This window comes from Spirillospora sp. NPDC048823 (assembly GCF_043198445.1).
Taxonomy (GTDB): Bacteria; Actinomycetota; Actinomycetes; order Streptosporangiales; family Streptosporangiaceae; genus Spirillospora.
Map to the genome: position 1 here is coordinate 77000 of NZ_JBICUT010000011.1, position 14851 is coordinate 91850.

Consider the following 14851-nt stretch of genomic DNA (forward strand, 5'->3'; position numbering starts at 1 on the left):
ACCTTCGCCGCATCGAGCATGCCTCCCGCCTTCCCCGAGCGGGCCGCCTGGGGGACGGCGTCGTCCCTGCGCGCCTGGCAGCAGCAGGCGCTGGAGGCGTACTTCGGAGTGGACGGCCGGCAGCCGGGCCCCCGCGACTTCCTCACCGTCGCGACGCCCGGTGCCGGTAAGACGACGTTCGCGCTCCGCCTCGCCCGCGAGCTGATGGAGCGCCGCGTCATCTCCGCGATCACGGTCGTGTGCCCCACGGAACATCTCAAGCGGCAGTGGGCGGAGTCGGCGTCCCGCGTCGGCATCAGGATCGACCCGGAGTACCAGAACGGGCAGGGGCCCGTCGGCAAGGACTTCCACGGCGTCGCCATCACCTACGCGACCGTCGCGGCGCGTCCCGCGCTGCACCGCAACCGCACCGAGTCCCGCAAGTCGCTGATCATCTTCGACGAGGTGCACCACGCGGGCGACGGCCTGTCGTGGGGCGACGCCGTCCGGGAGGCGTTCGACCCGGCGGCGCGGCGTCTCGCGCTGTCCGGCACGCCGTTCCGGACCGACATCAACCCGATCCCGTTCGTCCAGTACGACGAGGGGCCCGACGGCATCAGGCGAAGCCGCGCCGACTACACCTACGGGTACGGCCCGGCCCTCGCCGACGGCGTCGTCCGCCCGGTGATCTTCCTGGCGTACGCGGGGGAGATGCGCTGGCGCACCCGGGCGGGCGACGAGATCACGGCGACGCTCGGCGAGCCGCTCACCCAGGACCAGACCGCCCAGGCGTGGCGCGCCGCACTCGACCCCAAGGGCGACTGGATCAAGCAGGTCATCGCCGCCGCCGACCGCCGCCTCTCCGAGCTGCGCCGCGTCATCCCCGACGCGGGCGGCCTGGTCATCGCCACCGACCACGAGACGGCCCGCGCCTACGCCAAGATGCTGCGCGCCGTCACCGGCCAGGGCGCCACGGTCGTGCTGTCGGACGACCCCGGCGCGTCCAAGAAGATCAAGCAGTTCGGCGAGACCGACGACCGCTGGATGGTCGCGGTGCGGATGGTGTCCGAGGGCGTCGACATCCCGCGCCTCGCCGTCGGCGTCTACGCCACCTCCACCAGCACGCCGCTGTTCTTCGCGCAGGCGATCGGCCGTTTCGTCCGCGCCCGCCGACGCGGCGAGACGGCCTCGGTCTTCCTGCCGTCGGTGCCGACGCTGATGGGCCACGCCGCCGAGATGGAGACCGAGCGCGACCACGTCCTCGACCGCCCGGTCCGCGAGGACGGCCTGGACGACGAGCTGCTCGCCGAGGCCAACCGCGAGAACGACACGCCCGACGTCGGCGAGGAGCTTCCGTTCGAGACGGTCGAGGCGTCCGCCACGTTCGACCGCGTCCTGTACGACGGCGGCGAGTTCGGCATGCACGCCCAGCCGGGCTCGGCCGAGGAGGAGGAGTACCTCGGCATTCCCGGCCTGCTGGAACCCGAGCAGGTGTCGGCGCTGCTGCGCAAGCGGCAGGCGGAGCAGATCGCCGGGGAGCGCAGGCGCAAGACCGGCGACCCCCGCGAGGACCGCACCGCCGCCGAGGACATCGCCGCCCTCCGCCGCGAGCTCAACGGGCTCGTCGGCGCGTGGAACCACCGCACCGGCAAGCCGCACGGCGTCATCCACACCGAGCTGCGCGCCGCGTGCGGCGGCCCCGCCATCGCCCAGGCCAGCGCCGACGATATCCACAAGCGCATCGCCAAGATCCGCGAATGGGCCGCCAAACGCCGCCACTGACGTCCTCGGGGGCGAGCGCACGGCTGGCGTCGACACCGAGTTGGCCGAGAAGCTCGGCGGCAGCGACCCCTGTCCGTGCGGTCAGCGGGGGCCGGAGGCGAGGTTCAGGGCCTTCACGATGTGGGTCACCGTCTCGTCCGGGGTGCCGTCGATGGGGGCGGAGAGGACGTCCTCGTCCGGGGCGGGGAGTTCCAGGTCGGCGAACTGGGTGTCCAGGAGGTCGGCGCTGAAGTAGTGGCCTTTGCGGGCCCTCATGCGGGCGGCGATCATGTCGCGGTCGCCGTCCAGCAGGACCATCGCGACCTCGGGGCGGCCGCCCGCCAGCATGTCGCGGTATCTGCGCTTGAGTGCGGAACAGGTGACGATGCCGGGGCGGCCGGTGCGGAGGCGGTCGTCGATCCAGGCGGCGATGGAGCGCAGCCAGGGGAGGCGGTCGGCGTCGGTGAGCGCGTGTCCCGAGCTCATCTTGTCGATGTTGGCCTGCGAGTGGAACGCGTCGGCCTCCGCGTACTCCCAGCCGAGGCGTTCGGCGAGCATCGTCCCGATGGTGGTCTTGCCGCTGCCGGAGACGCCGGCGATGAGGATGACCTGGGGTTGCGTCATGGTCAGGCGGTCACCACCGGGGCGCCCGACAGGACGACGCCCTCCAGTGCCAGTTCGTCCAGGGCCCGGTCGACGGTGGGTTTGCCGACTCCGGCGGTGAGGTCGAGCAGGACGGTGGTGCGCAGCCCCGCGCGGGCGGCGTCCACGGCGGTGGCGCGGACGCAGTGGTCGGTGGCGATGCCGACGATGTCCACGGTGTCGACGCCGCGGGTGGCGAGCCAGTCCGCGAGGGGGATCTCGTCGTCGGAGAAGCCTTCGAAGCCGCTGTAGGCGGCGGTCTCGCGGCCCTTGCTGAACACGGCCTCGATGGGCGCCAGGGCCAGGTTGGGGTGGAAGTCCGCGCCCGGTGTGCCGATGACGCAGTGCGGCGGCCAGGTGTCGACGAAGTCGGGTTCGCCGGAGAAGTGGTCGCCGGGGTCGAGGTGGAAGTCCCGGGTCGCCACGATGTGCTGGTATTGGTCCCGGTGTCCGGTCATGTGCCCGGAGATGGCCGTGGCCACGTCCGCCCCGCCGGCGACGGCGAGTGAGCCGCCCTCGCAGAAATCGTTCTGCACGTCCACGATGATCAGAGCCTTCTTGCCCATGACCGCTCCCTGTACCGGTTTCCGTTCCGGAATCGCCCAGACGGCTTTTTGCCCAGACAACTGGGACGCTACCCCGTCCCGGCGGTTCGGGTTCAACTGCGCGGGCCGCCGTTGACGAACTCGGTGGGGACGGCGGGCTCGCCCTTGGAGAGTTGAACCGCCGTCGGCGGCAGTTCCGCGACCGCGCGCGCGTGGCGTGCCCTGGTCTCGGTGAGCGGTTCGCGTCCGACGACCTCGCCGTCGCGCACCAGCGGCACCTGCAGGACGCGGTCGCGTGGGCCGTGGGCCGGTTCCCCGGTGGACACGCTCTCGGCGTAGGCGACGCCGTGTCCGTCGACGCGGCGGACGGCCGTCTTGCGGCCGCCGCGGCTCGGCTTGCCGGTGGAGCGTTTCGCCACCGGGCGCATGGGGGCGTCGTCGTCGGGCCCGTCCGACCGGGCGACGAGTTTGTAGACGAGCGACGCCGTGGGGGCGCCCGAACCGGTCACGAGGGACGTCCCGACGCCGTAGCCGTTCACCGGCGCCGCGGCGAGGGCCGCGATGCCGAACTCGTCCAGATCGCCCGTCACCACGATGCGCGTGCCGTGCGCGCCCAGCGCGTCGAGCTGATCGCGGACGCGGCGCGCCAGCACTCCCAGGTCGCCGCTGTCGAGCCGGACGGCGCCGAGGCCCGGCCCCGCGAGGTCCACGCCGGTGCGGACGGCCCGTTCGACGTCATAGGTGTCGACCAGGAGCGTGGTGCCCTCGCCGAGGGAGGCGAGCTGGGCTTCGAACGCGTGCCGTTCGCTGTCGTGCAGGAGGGTGAACGAGTGCGCGCTCGTCCCGGCGGTCGGCACGCCGTACAGGCGGCCCGCCTCCAGGTTCGAGGTGGTCGCGAATCCCGCGAGGTAGGCGGCGCGCGCGGAGGCCACGGCGGCGCGCTCGTGGGCGCGCCGCGACCCCATCTCGATGATGGGGCGGTCCTGGGCCGCCTGCACCATCCGGGACGCCGCGGACGCGATCGCGCAGTCGTGGTTGAGGATCGACAGGGCGAGGGTCTCCAGCAGGACGGCCTCCCCGAACGTCCCCTCGACGACCAGGATCGGCGATTCCGGGAAGTAGCAGTCGCCCTCGGCATAACCCCAGACGTTCCCGGTGAAGCGATACTTCTCCAGCCATTGCAGCGTGGGCTCGTCCACGATGCCGTTCGCCGCCAGGAACTCCAGCTGCGCGGGCTCGAACCGGAACGCCTCGATCGCGTCCAGGAGCCGTCCCGTACCGGCGACGACGCCGTACCGGCGGCCGGCGGGCAGGCTCCGTGCGAACACCTCGAACACCGAACGCCGGCCGGCCGTCCCGCTGCGCAGCGCCGCCTGGAGCATCGTCAGCTCGTACCGGTCGGTCAGCAGCGCAGTACCGTCACCAAGGTCCACATTGGAACCCTAAGCCCACTGTGGGCACCATGGTCGTGTGAGCCGTCGCACCCGGACGGGGACGTGGCGCATAGCATCGGGTGCGGTGGGCGGACCGACTTCACGTGGAGAGGGGGAGACGCGGAATGAGCGCCATGAGCACGGCGCCCGCACCCGTCGAACTGGAGCGGCCGGACGTCGAGGAGGACGTGAGCGCCGACCGGCCCTGGCTGGCCATCGTCTGGAACGACCCGATCAACCTGATGTCGTACGTCACGTACGTGTTCCAGGCCGTGTTCGGCTACCCCAAGACCAAGGCCGAGAAGCTGATGCTCGACGTGCACCACAAGGGGCGTGCCGTCGTGGCCAACGGCACCCGCGAGGAGATGGAGCGGGATGTGGAGATCCTGCATTCCTACGGCCTGTGGGCCACCGTGAAACGGGACGACTGAGCCCGTGGGCGGAGCGATCCGATGAGTCATGTGGAGAAGACCCGCGAAGGCATCAGGGTGCGGCTGGAGGCCGAGGAGATCGCGCTCATGCGCGCCCTGATGGAGCAGCTGCTCGCGTTGCTGGGCGACGCGCCCGGCGGGGACGACGAGCTGGCCTCGATGGGCATCACCGAGAACGCCGCCAAGCCGGAGGACCCGGTCCTCGCGCGGCTGTTCCCGGACGCCTACCGCGACGACGGTGAGGCCGCGGGCGAGTTCCGCCGCTACACCGAGATGGGGTTGCGCGACGGCAAGCGGGAGGCCGCCGAGACCGTGCTGGCTTCGCTGGGGGGTGCGGGGCCCGTCGTCGTCCTGGACGAGAAGCAGGCGCAGGCGTGGCTGCGGGCGCTGAACGACGTCCGGCTGGCGCTGGGCACCCGGCTGGACATCACCGAGGAGTGGTACGAGGAGGCGGAGGCCATGGATCCGGACGACCCCCGCACGCCCATGTTCGCGGCCTACGACTGGCTGACGATGCTGCAGGACGGCCTCGTCCACGTTCTCTGGTGACCGTCCGGGACGTCCACACTCGGTCATAGCGGACATCACCGATTGTCGGGACGCCGATGCGGACGGTTGTTAGCGTGGTCTGCGGGGCGTTCAGGGCCCGTACCGGCGGGCCGGAGACCTGTTCGGAGGCCGCCATGTCCATAGTGGGCACCCGCGCGAAGCCGGTCGGCACGATGAGGCTGGGCGACCATCTCGCCCTGCTGTTCGACAACGACGAGGAGCGGCGGTCGATCATGGCCGCCTACGCCCGCGACGGGGTCCGTGCCGACCACAAGATCATCTACATCTCCGACGGCGTGTCCGCGCCGGACGTGCTCGGCTGGCTGCTCTCCGGCGGCGAGGACGTCGCCGGCCCCGACCCGGGGGACCGGCACGCCGATCTCGCCGCCGCGATGGAGGCCGGGCAGCTCGTCGTGCGGACCGCCGAGGAGACGTTCCTCGCGAGCGGCCGCTTCGATCCGGCGGAGAGCATCGAGCTGATCGCCACGGAGGTCGACCTCGCGTACGTCCAGGGCTACGCGGGCGTGCGGATCGCGGGCGAGGCGAGGTTCTCGCTGCGCCGCTGGCCGGGCACCGAGCAGTTCGGCGAGTTCGAGCAGATGCTCGACGACGCCTTCATGACCTCCGACGTGACGGCGATGGCGGTCTGCCAGTTCGACCGGCGCTGGTTCGACGACGCGCGGCTGGCGGAGGTGGAGACCCGGCACATGGGACGCGTCCGCGTCGACGACTACCACGACGACGGATCCCTGCGCATCACGCCGATCTTCAGCCCGCCCGGCGCCGAACTGGCCGGGATCATCGACGGGTCGACCCGTCCGGCCGCCGAGAAGGTCCTGGCGTCGATCACGACCCGGACGGGCCTGCTCTGCCTCGACCTCGGCGGCGTCACCGCCTGCGACGCGGACGGGCTGCGCCTGCTGACCGGCGCGGACCGTCCCGGCCGGGGCCACGGGCTGCTGCTGCGCAGCGTGCCGCCCGCCCTCCACGACCGCCTCCGCGACGAGGGCCTCGTCAGCACCCCGGGCATCTCCGTCGAATCCCGTTCACACTGACGGCACCGGCGCTCCCGAGGAGGTCGCATGGCTCCGGCGCAAGCCCGTCATCGGTCCGGCGAACCCGCCACGCCGATCGGTGAGATGCGGGCCGGCGATCATCTGTGCCTTCCCTACATCAACCATGAGGAACGGCACACCGTCCTGACGGCGTTCCTCAACGATGGCCTGCGCGCCGGGCACGCCTTGGTCTACCTGGTGGACGGCGAGCCAGCCGGCGCCGCCGCGGCACGGCTCCGCGACGGCTTCGGGGTCGCGCTCGGCGACGGCCGCCTGGTCGTTCTGCCCACCGCCGGGACCGACCTCGACGGCGTGATCGAGTCGGCCCTCGCGCGCGGCCACCCGGGGGTGCGGGTCACGGCCGAGGCGTCTCCCGCCCTGCGCGGCTGGCCCGGCACGGAGCGGTTCACGGCGTTCGAGGACGCCGTCCGCCGGGCCGTCGCCCGGCCGGGCCGTCCCGCGATGGCGCTGTGCCAGTACGACCGCCGCTGGTTCGCCGGCGACCACCTGCGCGAGGTGGGGGACCACCACGGCGGGCGGGCCGGCGCCGACGCCGTCTTCGACGACGGCGTGCTGACGATCGTCCCGCTGTTCGCGCCGCCGGGCCTGCGGCTGTCCGGCGCGATCGACGAGTCGACACTGCCCGCGCTGGTCGAGGCGCTGCGCGACTTCGACGACGCCGCGCACCTGTGCCTGGACCTGTCCGGGCTCGACTTCTGCGACCTGGCCGGCCTGCGCGTCCTGATCCGCGCCAACGAGACGAGCACCGTCCTCGACCGGCAGGTGATCCTGCGGTCGATGCCCGGCTGCGTGGAGCTGATGCTGCGCGTGTCCGGCTGGCACACCGCACCCGGAATCGTCGCGGAGGCGGCCGTATGACCGAGCCCGGCGCCCTGCGTTCCGGGGCTCTCACGCAGTCCGGTGGGGACGTCCTCGTCCACCGGGCACTGCTGTACGGGTCGCGGCACGAGTTCCTGCTGACCGCCGTGCCGTTCCTGCGCGCCGGGCGGCGCGCGGGCGACGCCGTCGTCGTCGCCGCCGCACCGCCGGTGGCGGCGGCCCTGCGCGGGCGGCTCGGGCCCGAGACCGCCGCGAAGATCGAGTTCATCGACGCGGCGGAGTGGTTCCGCGGCCCGATGCACGCGCTGGCCTCCTGCCACGACCGGGCCCGCGCCGACTGGTGGCCGCGCGGGCGGCTGCGGCTGCTGGCCGAGCCGGTCTGGGACGGCCTGACACCGCTGGAGACGCGTGAGTGGAAGCGGCACGACGCGCTGCTCAACGTCGTGTTCGCCGGCACGCCGACCCTGATCATGTGCGCGTACGACACGGCGGCGCTTCCCGGGCACGTCCTGGACGCGGCGGCGCGCACCCATCCGGAGCTGGCCGGCCCGGACGGGACGGCGCCCGCCGGGCGGTTCACCGGCCCCGCCGAGTTCTGCGCCGAATGCGACGCGGGCCCGCTGCCTCCGCCGCCGGCCACGGCCGCCCGCAGGTCGTTCGCGACGGGCGGGCTGCCGGCGCTGCGGAGCTTCCTGACCGCCGAGGCGCGCCGGCTCGGGCTCGCCGAGGAGCGCACGCTCCCGTTCGTGCTGGCGGCGAACGAGGTCGCCACCGGCATCGTCCGGGACGGCGGCGGGCAAGGCTCGCTGTGGGTGTGGGCGGAGGGCGGCGGGCTCGTCTGCGACATCACCGACCCGGCGCGCATCCTGACCGGCCGTTTCGCCGGCTACGAGCCGCCGGGCGGCCCGGGGCACGACGCCCAGATGTGGGCGGTCCGGCGGCTGTGCCACATCGTGGAGCTCCGCTCGGGTCCCCGCGGCACCCGGCTCCGCCTCCACGTCAAGCTGGCCTGAGGCCGCGGCCCGCGCGGGCCGCGGCGCCCGGTAGCCTTCGGATCATGCTGACGATCGAGCGTGCCCTGGTCGAGAAGATCGTCGCGCATGCGCGCGCCGACCATCCCGACGAGGCCTGCGGTGTCATCGCAGGCCCCATCGGCTCGGACCGGCCCGTCCGGTACGTCGCGATGGTCAACGCCGAGCGGTCTCCGACGTTCTACCGCTTCGACTCCCACGAGCAGCTCAAGGTGTGGCGCGAGATGGACGACCGGGACGAGGAGCCGGTGGTCATCTACCACTCGCACACCTCCACCGAGGCGTACCCGTCGCGCACCGACATCTCCTACGCCTCGGAGCCGAACGCCCACTACGTGCTCATCTCCACCCGCGAGGTCGACGACACCGAGTTCCGGTCGTTCCGGATCGTGGACGGCGAGGTCACCGAGGAAGAGGTCGCCGTCGTCGACGCCTACGACGCGTAGCGGCGGTGCGGGGCCGGCACGGGTCGGCAGGGGACGACCGTGTCGCGGCCGGTAAACTGGGCGGCATGTGGACGAGCGGGCACGGGACGGGCGGCGAGTCGCCGGCGGCTCGGCGCCGCGCCGGTTCCGCCGCGGTGCCCCCCGTGCAGAGCTTCCTGTTCGGGCATTCGCGCGCCGAGGTCGTCTACGACTGTCGCTGACGCGCTGATCCCGCCTGGAATCATCCCGCTCCCCGCCCGGTTGTGACCGCTGAGGGCGGGGAGCCCCCGTACGACTAGAAGGAGATCACCGCGATGGCGATCGAGGTCCGCATCCCGACGATCCTGCGCAACCTCACCGACGGCGCCAAGGCCGTCGAGGGCAAGGGCGGCACGCTGGACGAGCTGTTCACCGACCTGGACACGCGCCACGCAGGTCTGCGCGGCCGGCTGGTGGACGACAAGGGCCTGCGCAGGTTCGTCAACGTCTACCTCAACGACGAGGACGTACGCTTCCTCGGCGGCCTGGAGACGCAGGTCGCCGACGGCGACAGCGTCACCATCCTCCCCGCCGTAGCCGGCGGCTGAGCCGGGCTGGGCAGCGGCACCATGCGTTTCGACTCGCTGCTGGACTCGCTCGGCCGCACACCGCTGGTCGGCCTGCCGCGGCTTTCGCCGGGCGACGACGTCCGGCTCTGGGCCAAGCTCGAGGACCGCAACCCCACCGGCTCGGTCAAGGACCGTCCCGCGTTCTACATGATCGAGAAGGCGGAGAAGGAGGGGCTGCTCACGCCGGGCTGCACGATCCTGGAGCCGACGTCCGGCAACACCGGCATCTCGCTGGCCATGGTCGCGAAACTGCGCGGCTACGAGATGGTGTGCGTGATGCCGGAGAACACCTCCGCCGAGCGCCGCCAGCTCCTGGAGATGTGGGGCGCGCGGATCATCTTCTCCCCGGCGGCGGGCGGCTCGAACGAGGCCGTCCGGGTGGCGAAGGGGCTGGCGGAGGAGAACCCCGACTGGGTGATGCTCTACCAGTACGGCAACGAGGCCAACGCCCTCGCGCACTACGAGACGACCGGCCCGGAGATCCTGGAGGACCTGCCGACGGTGACGCATTTCGTCGCCGGGCTCGGCACCACGGGCACGCTGATGGGCGTCGGCCGGTTCCTGCGCGAGCGGGTGCCGGACGTGAAGATCGTCGCGGCGGAGCCCCGGTACGGGGACCTGGTGTACGGGCTGCGCAACATCGACGAGGGCTTCATCCCGGAGCTGTACGACGAGTCGGTGCTGACCACCCGGTACTCGGTCACGTCGGGGGACGCGCTGCGCCGCACCCGCGAGCTGCTGGAGCAGGAGGGCATCTTCGCGGGCATCTCGACGGGCGGCGCGCTGCACGCGGCGGCCGGGATGGCGGCGAAGGCGGTCAAGGCCGGTGAGCGCGCCGACATCGTCTTCGTGATCGCCGACGGCGGTTGGAAGTACCTGTCCACCGGCGCGTACGGCGGGACGCTGGAGGAGGCGGAGGCCCGCCTCGAAGGCCAGCTCTGGGCCTGACCGGGCCGGGGCCTGGGCGCGGCGAGGTTCTGCCCGGCACGGTAGAGTGCGTTTTCGAACGTGATTCTAGAATCGTGCCGGGCGGGTGGTACGCCCCGCCGCACGGCAGGACGCAGGAGTGTGCGGATGAGCGGATTCGGTGAGACGACCGCGGTCAAGCAGGTCGGAGAGGGCCGGTATGAGGCCGTCCTGGACGCCGGCTACACCATCGGCGAGGCGCTCAACGGCGGCTACGTCATGGCCGTCCTGGACCGCGCCGCCGTCGACGCCTCCCCGCACGAGCACCCCGTCTCGACCGCGGCGAACTTCCACCGGGTCAGCAGGCCGGGCCCCGCCGAGGTGATCGTGGAGCACCGCAAGACGGGCCGCACGGCCGCCGCGTCGCGGGTCACCCTCGTCCAGGACGGCCGCCCCGTCGTGGACGCCCTGATCACCACCGGCACCCTCGACGCCGCGGCCGAGCCCGCCTGGGCGGGCGAGGCGCCCCCGGCGATGCCGCCGCTGGAGGAGTGCACCGACTTCCGCCCACCGGCGGGCGGCGGCTTCGCCGACAGCGTCGACATGCGTTTCGACCGGTCCACGATGGGCTGGCTGGACGGGCAGCCGACCGGGCGCCCCGAGGTGCGAGGCTGGTTCCGGCATCGCGACGACTACGCGATCGACGCCTACTCCCTCGCGCTCGCCGTGGACGCCCTGCCGCCCGTCGCACTGAACCTCGGTGCGCAGGGCTGGGCCCCGACCGTCGAACTGACCTGGCACATGCGGGCCGTACCGGCGCCCGGCTGGCTGGCCGTGCACGGCACCGGCCGGCTCCTCGCCGACGGCTGGTTCGACGAGGAGGTCGAGGTCTGGGACTCCACCGGAAGGCTCGTCGCCCAGAGCCGGCAGATCGCCAGGGTCCCCCGCACCCGTTCGTGAAGCGATCCTTTTCCCGCCTCCCGGCGTTTCGGCCCGCTTCGCGTCCGGATCACGCGCACACGGCGTGAACTGGACGGTTTTCCGGCATGTGACGGTGTGATGTCCAACGCATGACGTACCCGCGCGGGGCCTTCTCGCTTAGCCTTGTGCACCATGTCAGCAGCATCCCGGGGGGACGGCCTCCCAGACGCCCCCATCGGGATCTTCGACAGCGGTTTCGGCGGGCTCACCGTGGCACGCGCCATCCTCGACCAGCTGCCGAACGAGCCGATCGTCTATCTGGGGGACTCGGCCCGCCAGCCGTACGGGCCGCGTCCCATCGCGGAGGTCCGCGCCTACGCCCTGGAGATGCTCGACCGGCTCGTCGACGAGGGCGTGAAGATGCTGGTGATCGCCTGCAACAGCGCCAGCGCCGCGATGCTGCGCGACGCCCGGGAACGCTACGACGTCCCGGTGGTCGAGGTCATCAACCCCGCCACCCGGCGCGCGGCCCGCGCCACGTCCAACGGACGGGTCGGGCTGATCGCCACCGAGGCCACCGTGAACAGCCGCGCCTACGACGACGCGTTCGCCGCGGCCCCGCACATCGAACTGGTCAGTGCGGCCTGCCCCCGCTTCGTCGAGTTCGTCGAGGCGGGCGTGACGATGGGCGGGGAACTGCTGGAGGAGGCCCGCGGCTACCTCCGCCCGATCGTGGACGCCGGATGCGACACCCTCATTCTGGGCTGCACCCATTACCCACTGCTGACCGGCGTCATCTCGTATGTCGTGGGAGACGGGGTCACACTGGTGTCAAGCGCCGACGAGACCGCCAAGGACGTGTATCGCGTGCTCCACGATCGGGGGCTTTCCCGTGCCGAGGCGACGCCCCGGCCGCGGCACCGGTTCCGCGCCACCGGGGACCCCGCCGTCTTCGCCGAACTCGGCCGCCGGTTCCTCGGGCCGGAGATCGATTCGGTGGAGACCGCTCCCAACAAAGCGCTGACGACCTGATTCCTCGGGGACACGAAGGAGGAGTTGAGCGTGCGGGTCACTGTGATCGGCTGCTCCGGCAGTTTCCCTGGGCCGGACAGCCCCGCGTCCAGCTACCTGATCGAGGCGGACGGCTTCTCCATGCTCCTCGACATCGGCAACGGTTCGATCGGCACCCTTCAGCGCTACCACGGCGTGCTGGACATCGACGCCATCTGCATCACGCACCTGCATCCCGACCACTGTCTGGACCTGACCGTCTACTGGATCGCGCGGACGTACTGTCCGGACGGTCCCGCCCCCCGCATCCCGGTGTACGGCCCCCATGGCACGGCCGAACACATGATCAAGGCGTACGAGCTCGACCCCAACCCGGGGATGACCGAGACCTTCGACTTCCGGATCTTCGAGCCCGATCCGATGACCATCGGCCCCTTCACCGTGACGTCCGCGCTGATGAACCACCCGGTCGAGGCGTACGGACTGCGCGTCGAGCAGGGTGGCAAGGTCCTCACCTACTCCGGCGACACCGGTCACAGCGACTCCCTCGTCCGGCTCGCGGACGGCGCGGACCTGTTCGTCTGCGAGGCCGCGTTCGCGCAGCGTCCCGGGCTCCCGCCCGACATGCACCTGACCGGTGGCGAGGCGGGGGAGCACGCGCTCCGCGCGGGTGCCGCCCGGCTCGTCCTCACGCATCTGCTGCCGTGGAACGACCCGGCCCAGACCCTCGCCGAGGCGAAGGCCAGCGGCTTCCGCGGCCCGATCGAGCTCGCCGAGGTCGGAACGGTCTACGACCTCTAACGCCCCCGCGTGTCCGCCGCCGGGACTGTGCGCAATCGCACAGTCCACCATGTGGCGACATGAAAGCATGACCGCGGACATCTGAAGCGGCGCACGCTCCCGCGAGCGCCGGGGCCGATGCGCGGGAGTGGTCGTGAGCAACGGGGCAGCCCAAGGGGAGTACGCGCCATCGGAGGACCGGGTCCCGTGGCTGGAACTGATCCTCTACGCGGAAAGCAGAGACGGCTTCGTCGTCCAGGCCGACGGGGCGGACATCGCCCCGCTGCGGCTTCCGGTCGAGGGGACACGCCGTCGCGGGCCGGACGACGGGGACGGCCTCGGGGCCATGGTCACCCGGGCCGCCAAGGACCGGTTCGGCCTAGAGGTCGACTACCTCGGGCTGCTGGCGGCCGAACCCGGGGCGCGCCGACCACGGCTGACCGTCTGCGCGGTCGTGCGGGGGCCGCAGGAATTCTCACGGACGGGGACCGGCGGCCGCATCCTGTCGATGGCGGATCTGGAGTCTCGCGGCGGGGAGGTGGCCCGTGCCTCGCTGTTCGCGACCGCGCTCAGCTGGTACCGCGCGTCCGTTGTGGCGCGTGGACTGCCGCTCCGGATGCGGCAAGCGATCGACAAGTCGCTGCTCTATCTGGAGAACCACCGCTCGATAGAGGACGGCCGATGGGGCTGGAACCTCTACATGGACGGACTGTCCCTCGGTCTGCTCTCCACGGCCGAAGGAATTCTTGCGCACGTCCACGCGGGCGTCACCGGCGACCAACTGAGCAAGCCGGTGCGGTCACTGGAGGGTATGCAGAACCGTGACGGCGGGTGGCAGGTCCGCAAGTCCCTCGTCGGCGCACACTCCGACCGGTCCCTCACCGAGAGCACCTGCGCCGTCCTGTGGGCCCTGCACGCCATGGGACGCTCGGACTCCGACCCGGTCGTCGCCGCTGGCCTCGGCTGGCTCGAGTCGCTGCAGCGGGACGGCGGGTGGCCGTCCGCGGCGCCGGTCGACGGCGCCGCGCCGGACCTCCAGGTGTTCCCGACCACGTGTGCCGTGCGCGTGCTGGCGCGCTACGGCCGCAGCGACGCCGCCAGGGGCGTCGCATGGCTGCGGGCCGCGCAGCACGAGGACGGTGGCTGGGGCGCCCTGCCCGCGGTCGCCGGACGGACGCAGAGCTCGTCCGCCGCCTATACCGCGTACACGGTCGTCGCGCTGCTCACCGCGGGGGTCGCGCCGAACGACCCGGCCGTCCGACGGGCCGTCGCGTATCTACGCACGTGCTTCGACCCCGGCAGGGACGAGCCATGGGAGGGGACCGCGCACACCTCCTTGATCGATCCGCGAACCTCCGCCCGCCTGGACTTCCGGCACTTCGCCACACCTTGGGCGCTCGCCGCGCTGGCGATGGCGGGCGCCGACCTCAGCGACCCTGTCATCCTCACCGGCACCGACAGGCTGCTCAAGCTGCAGGACCCGGATGGCGCGTGGCGGTGTTCGCTGACTCCCGGCTCGCGGGTGATGTGGGCCACGCATGACGCGCTCTACGCGCTTCGCACGGTCATGGACACGATGCACGGTGATGTGGAGCCGGTCGCCATGGAGCCGTACCGTTCCCGGGAGCGTGCCGCCCTGGAGAGTTGCGCGGAGGAACTGCTGACCGGGCAGGACCAGGCGCCGGCGGTGAACCGGCGACGATGGCTTCACACGGCGTGGCTGTCCGCCCTGACGGTCGTCGTGGCGCTCGTGACGCTGAACCAGCTCAACGTCTTCGACGACCTGCTGACCTCCTCGAAGACCGACAAGGTCTGGGCATGGCTCGCGACACTCTCGGTCACACTGCTCGTAGCTGTGGCGCCGAACGTCGTGGGCGAGGAGTATCGGCTGTGGAGGAGCAGGCGCACCAGGCGGCTCACGGGAGGCTGAGTGT

Annotated in this window: 17 protein-coding genes; 14 read left to right on the forward strand and 3 right to left on the reverse strand. The window is 72.0% G+C overall.

Annotated features, from left to right (window positions below):
* Positions 1-18: 18 nt before the first annotated feature.
* Positions 19-1761 carry a DEAD/DEAH box helicase gene (locus ACGFK0_RS24365; RefSeq protein ID WP_392908835.1) on the forward strand — a complete coding sequence of 581 codons (1743 nt, stop codon included), beginning with the start codon at positions 19-21 and terminating at the stop codon, positions 1759-1761.
* A gap of 81 nt (positions 1762-1842) precedes the next feature.
* Here ACGFK0_RS24365 and ACGFK0_RS24370 read toward each other — a convergent pair whose 3' ends face one another.
* From ACGFK0_RS24370 to ACGFK0_RS24380, 3 genes are all read right to left on the reverse strand, one after another.
* Positions 1843-2364, reverse strand: coding sequence for a gluconokinase (locus ACGFK0_RS24370; RefSeq protein WP_392908474.1), 522 nt, complete (start codon positions 2362-2364; stop codon positions 1843-1845).
* Between the two features lie 2 nt (positions 2365-2366).
* The gene (locus ACGFK0_RS24375) at positions 2367-2948 is read right to left on the reverse strand and encodes an isochorismatase family protein (RefSeq protein WP_392908477.1); all 582 of its coding nucleotides are present in this window, start codon (positions 2946-2948) and stop codon (positions 2367-2369) included.
* A 92-nt stretch (positions 2949-3040) separates the two neighbouring features.
* On the reverse strand, positions 3041-4360 hold the full coding sequence (locus tag ACGFK0_RS24380) for a nicotinate phosphoribosyltransferase (RefSeq protein ID WP_392908479.1): 1320 nt from the start codon (positions 4358-4360) through the stop codon (positions 3041-3043).
* 134 nt (positions 4361-4494) lie between these two features.
* Between ACGFK0_RS24380 and clpS the strand changes: the two genes are divergently transcribed.
* From clpS to ACGFK0_RS24445, 13 genes are all read left to right on the forward strand, one after another.
* Positions 4495-4791, forward strand: coding sequence for an ATP-dependent Clp protease adapter ClpS (gene clpS / locus ACGFK0_RS24385; protein WP_131979896.1), 297 nt, complete (start codon positions 4495-4497; stop codon positions 4789-4791).
* A 21-nt stretch (positions 4792-4812) separates the two neighbouring features.
* Positions 4813-5340, forward strand: a complete 528-nt coding sequence (locus ACGFK0_RS24390) for a DUF2017 domain-containing protein (protein WP_392908481.1) — start codon at positions 4813-4815, stop codon at positions 5338-5340.
* Positions 5341-5474: 134 nt separating this feature from the next.
* Complete coding sequence (locus tag ACGFK0_RS24395; protein WP_392908483.1) at positions 5475-6395, forward strand: MEDS domain-containing protein; 921 nt, start codon at positions 5475-5477, stop codon at positions 6393-6395.
* 27 nt (positions 6396-6422) lie between these two features.
* Positions 6423-7274 (forward strand): MEDS domain-containing protein, encoded by an 852-nt coding sequence (locus tag ACGFK0_RS24400; RefSeq protein WP_392908485.1) that lies wholly within the window; start codon positions 6423-6425, stop codon positions 7272-7274.
* The gene (locus tag ACGFK0_RS24405; RefSeq protein ID WP_392908487.1) at positions 7271-8248 is read left to right on the forward strand and encodes an anti-sigma factor RsbA family regulatory protein; all 978 of its coding nucleotides are present in this window, start codon (positions 7271-7273) and stop codon (positions 8246-8248) included. Before ACGFK0_RS24400 ends, ACGFK0_RS24405 begins: the two co-directional genes overlap by 4 nt.
* 44 nt (positions 8249-8292) lie before the next feature.
* Positions 8293-8712 carry a Mov34/MPN/PAD-1 family protein gene (locus tag ACGFK0_RS24410; protein WP_392908489.1) on the forward strand — a complete coding sequence of 140 codons (420 nt, stop codon included), beginning with the start codon at positions 8293-8295 and terminating at the stop codon, positions 8710-8712.
* A 65-nt stretch (positions 8713-8777) separates the two neighbouring features.
* A complete protein-coding gene (locus ACGFK0_RS24415; RefSeq protein ID WP_392908491.1) occupies positions 8778-8912 on the forward strand; it encodes a hypothetical protein in 135 nt (44 codons plus the stop codon).
* Positions 8913-9005: 93 nt separating this feature from the next.
* Positions 9006-9278, forward strand: a complete 273-nt coding sequence (locus ACGFK0_RS24420) for a MoaD/ThiS family protein (protein WP_392908493.1) — start codon at positions 9006-9008, stop codon at positions 9276-9278.
* 21 nt (positions 9279-9299) lie between these two features.
* Complete coding sequence (locus tag ACGFK0_RS24425; protein WP_392908495.1) at positions 9300-10247, forward strand: PLP-dependent cysteine synthase family protein; 948 nt, start codon at positions 9300-9302, stop codon at positions 10245-10247.
* 126 nt (positions 10248-10373) lie between these two features.
* Positions 10374-11165, forward strand: coding sequence for a thioesterase family protein (locus ACGFK0_RS24430; protein WP_392908497.1), 792 nt, complete (start codon positions 10374-10376; stop codon positions 11163-11165).
* A gap of 153 nt (positions 11166-11318) precedes the next feature.
* Positions 11319-12158 carry a glutamate racemase gene (gene murI / locus ACGFK0_RS24435; protein WP_392908499.1) on the forward strand — a complete coding sequence of 280 codons (840 nt, stop codon included), beginning with the start codon at positions 11319-11321 and terminating at the stop codon, positions 12156-12158.
* 30 nt (positions 12159-12188) lie between these two features.
* On the forward strand, positions 12189-12938 hold the full coding sequence (locus ACGFK0_RS24440) for an MBL fold metallo-hydrolase (RefSeq protein WP_392908501.1): 750 nt from the start codon (positions 12189-12191) through the stop codon (positions 12936-12938).
* 133 nt (positions 12939-13071) lie between these two features.
* Complete coding sequence (locus ACGFK0_RS24445) at positions 13072-14847, forward strand: prenyltransferase/squalene oxidase repeat-containing protein (RefSeq protein ID WP_392908503.1); 1776 nt, start codon at positions 13072-13074, stop codon at positions 14845-14847.
* The last annotated feature ends 4 nt before the right edge of the window (positions 14848-14851 follow it).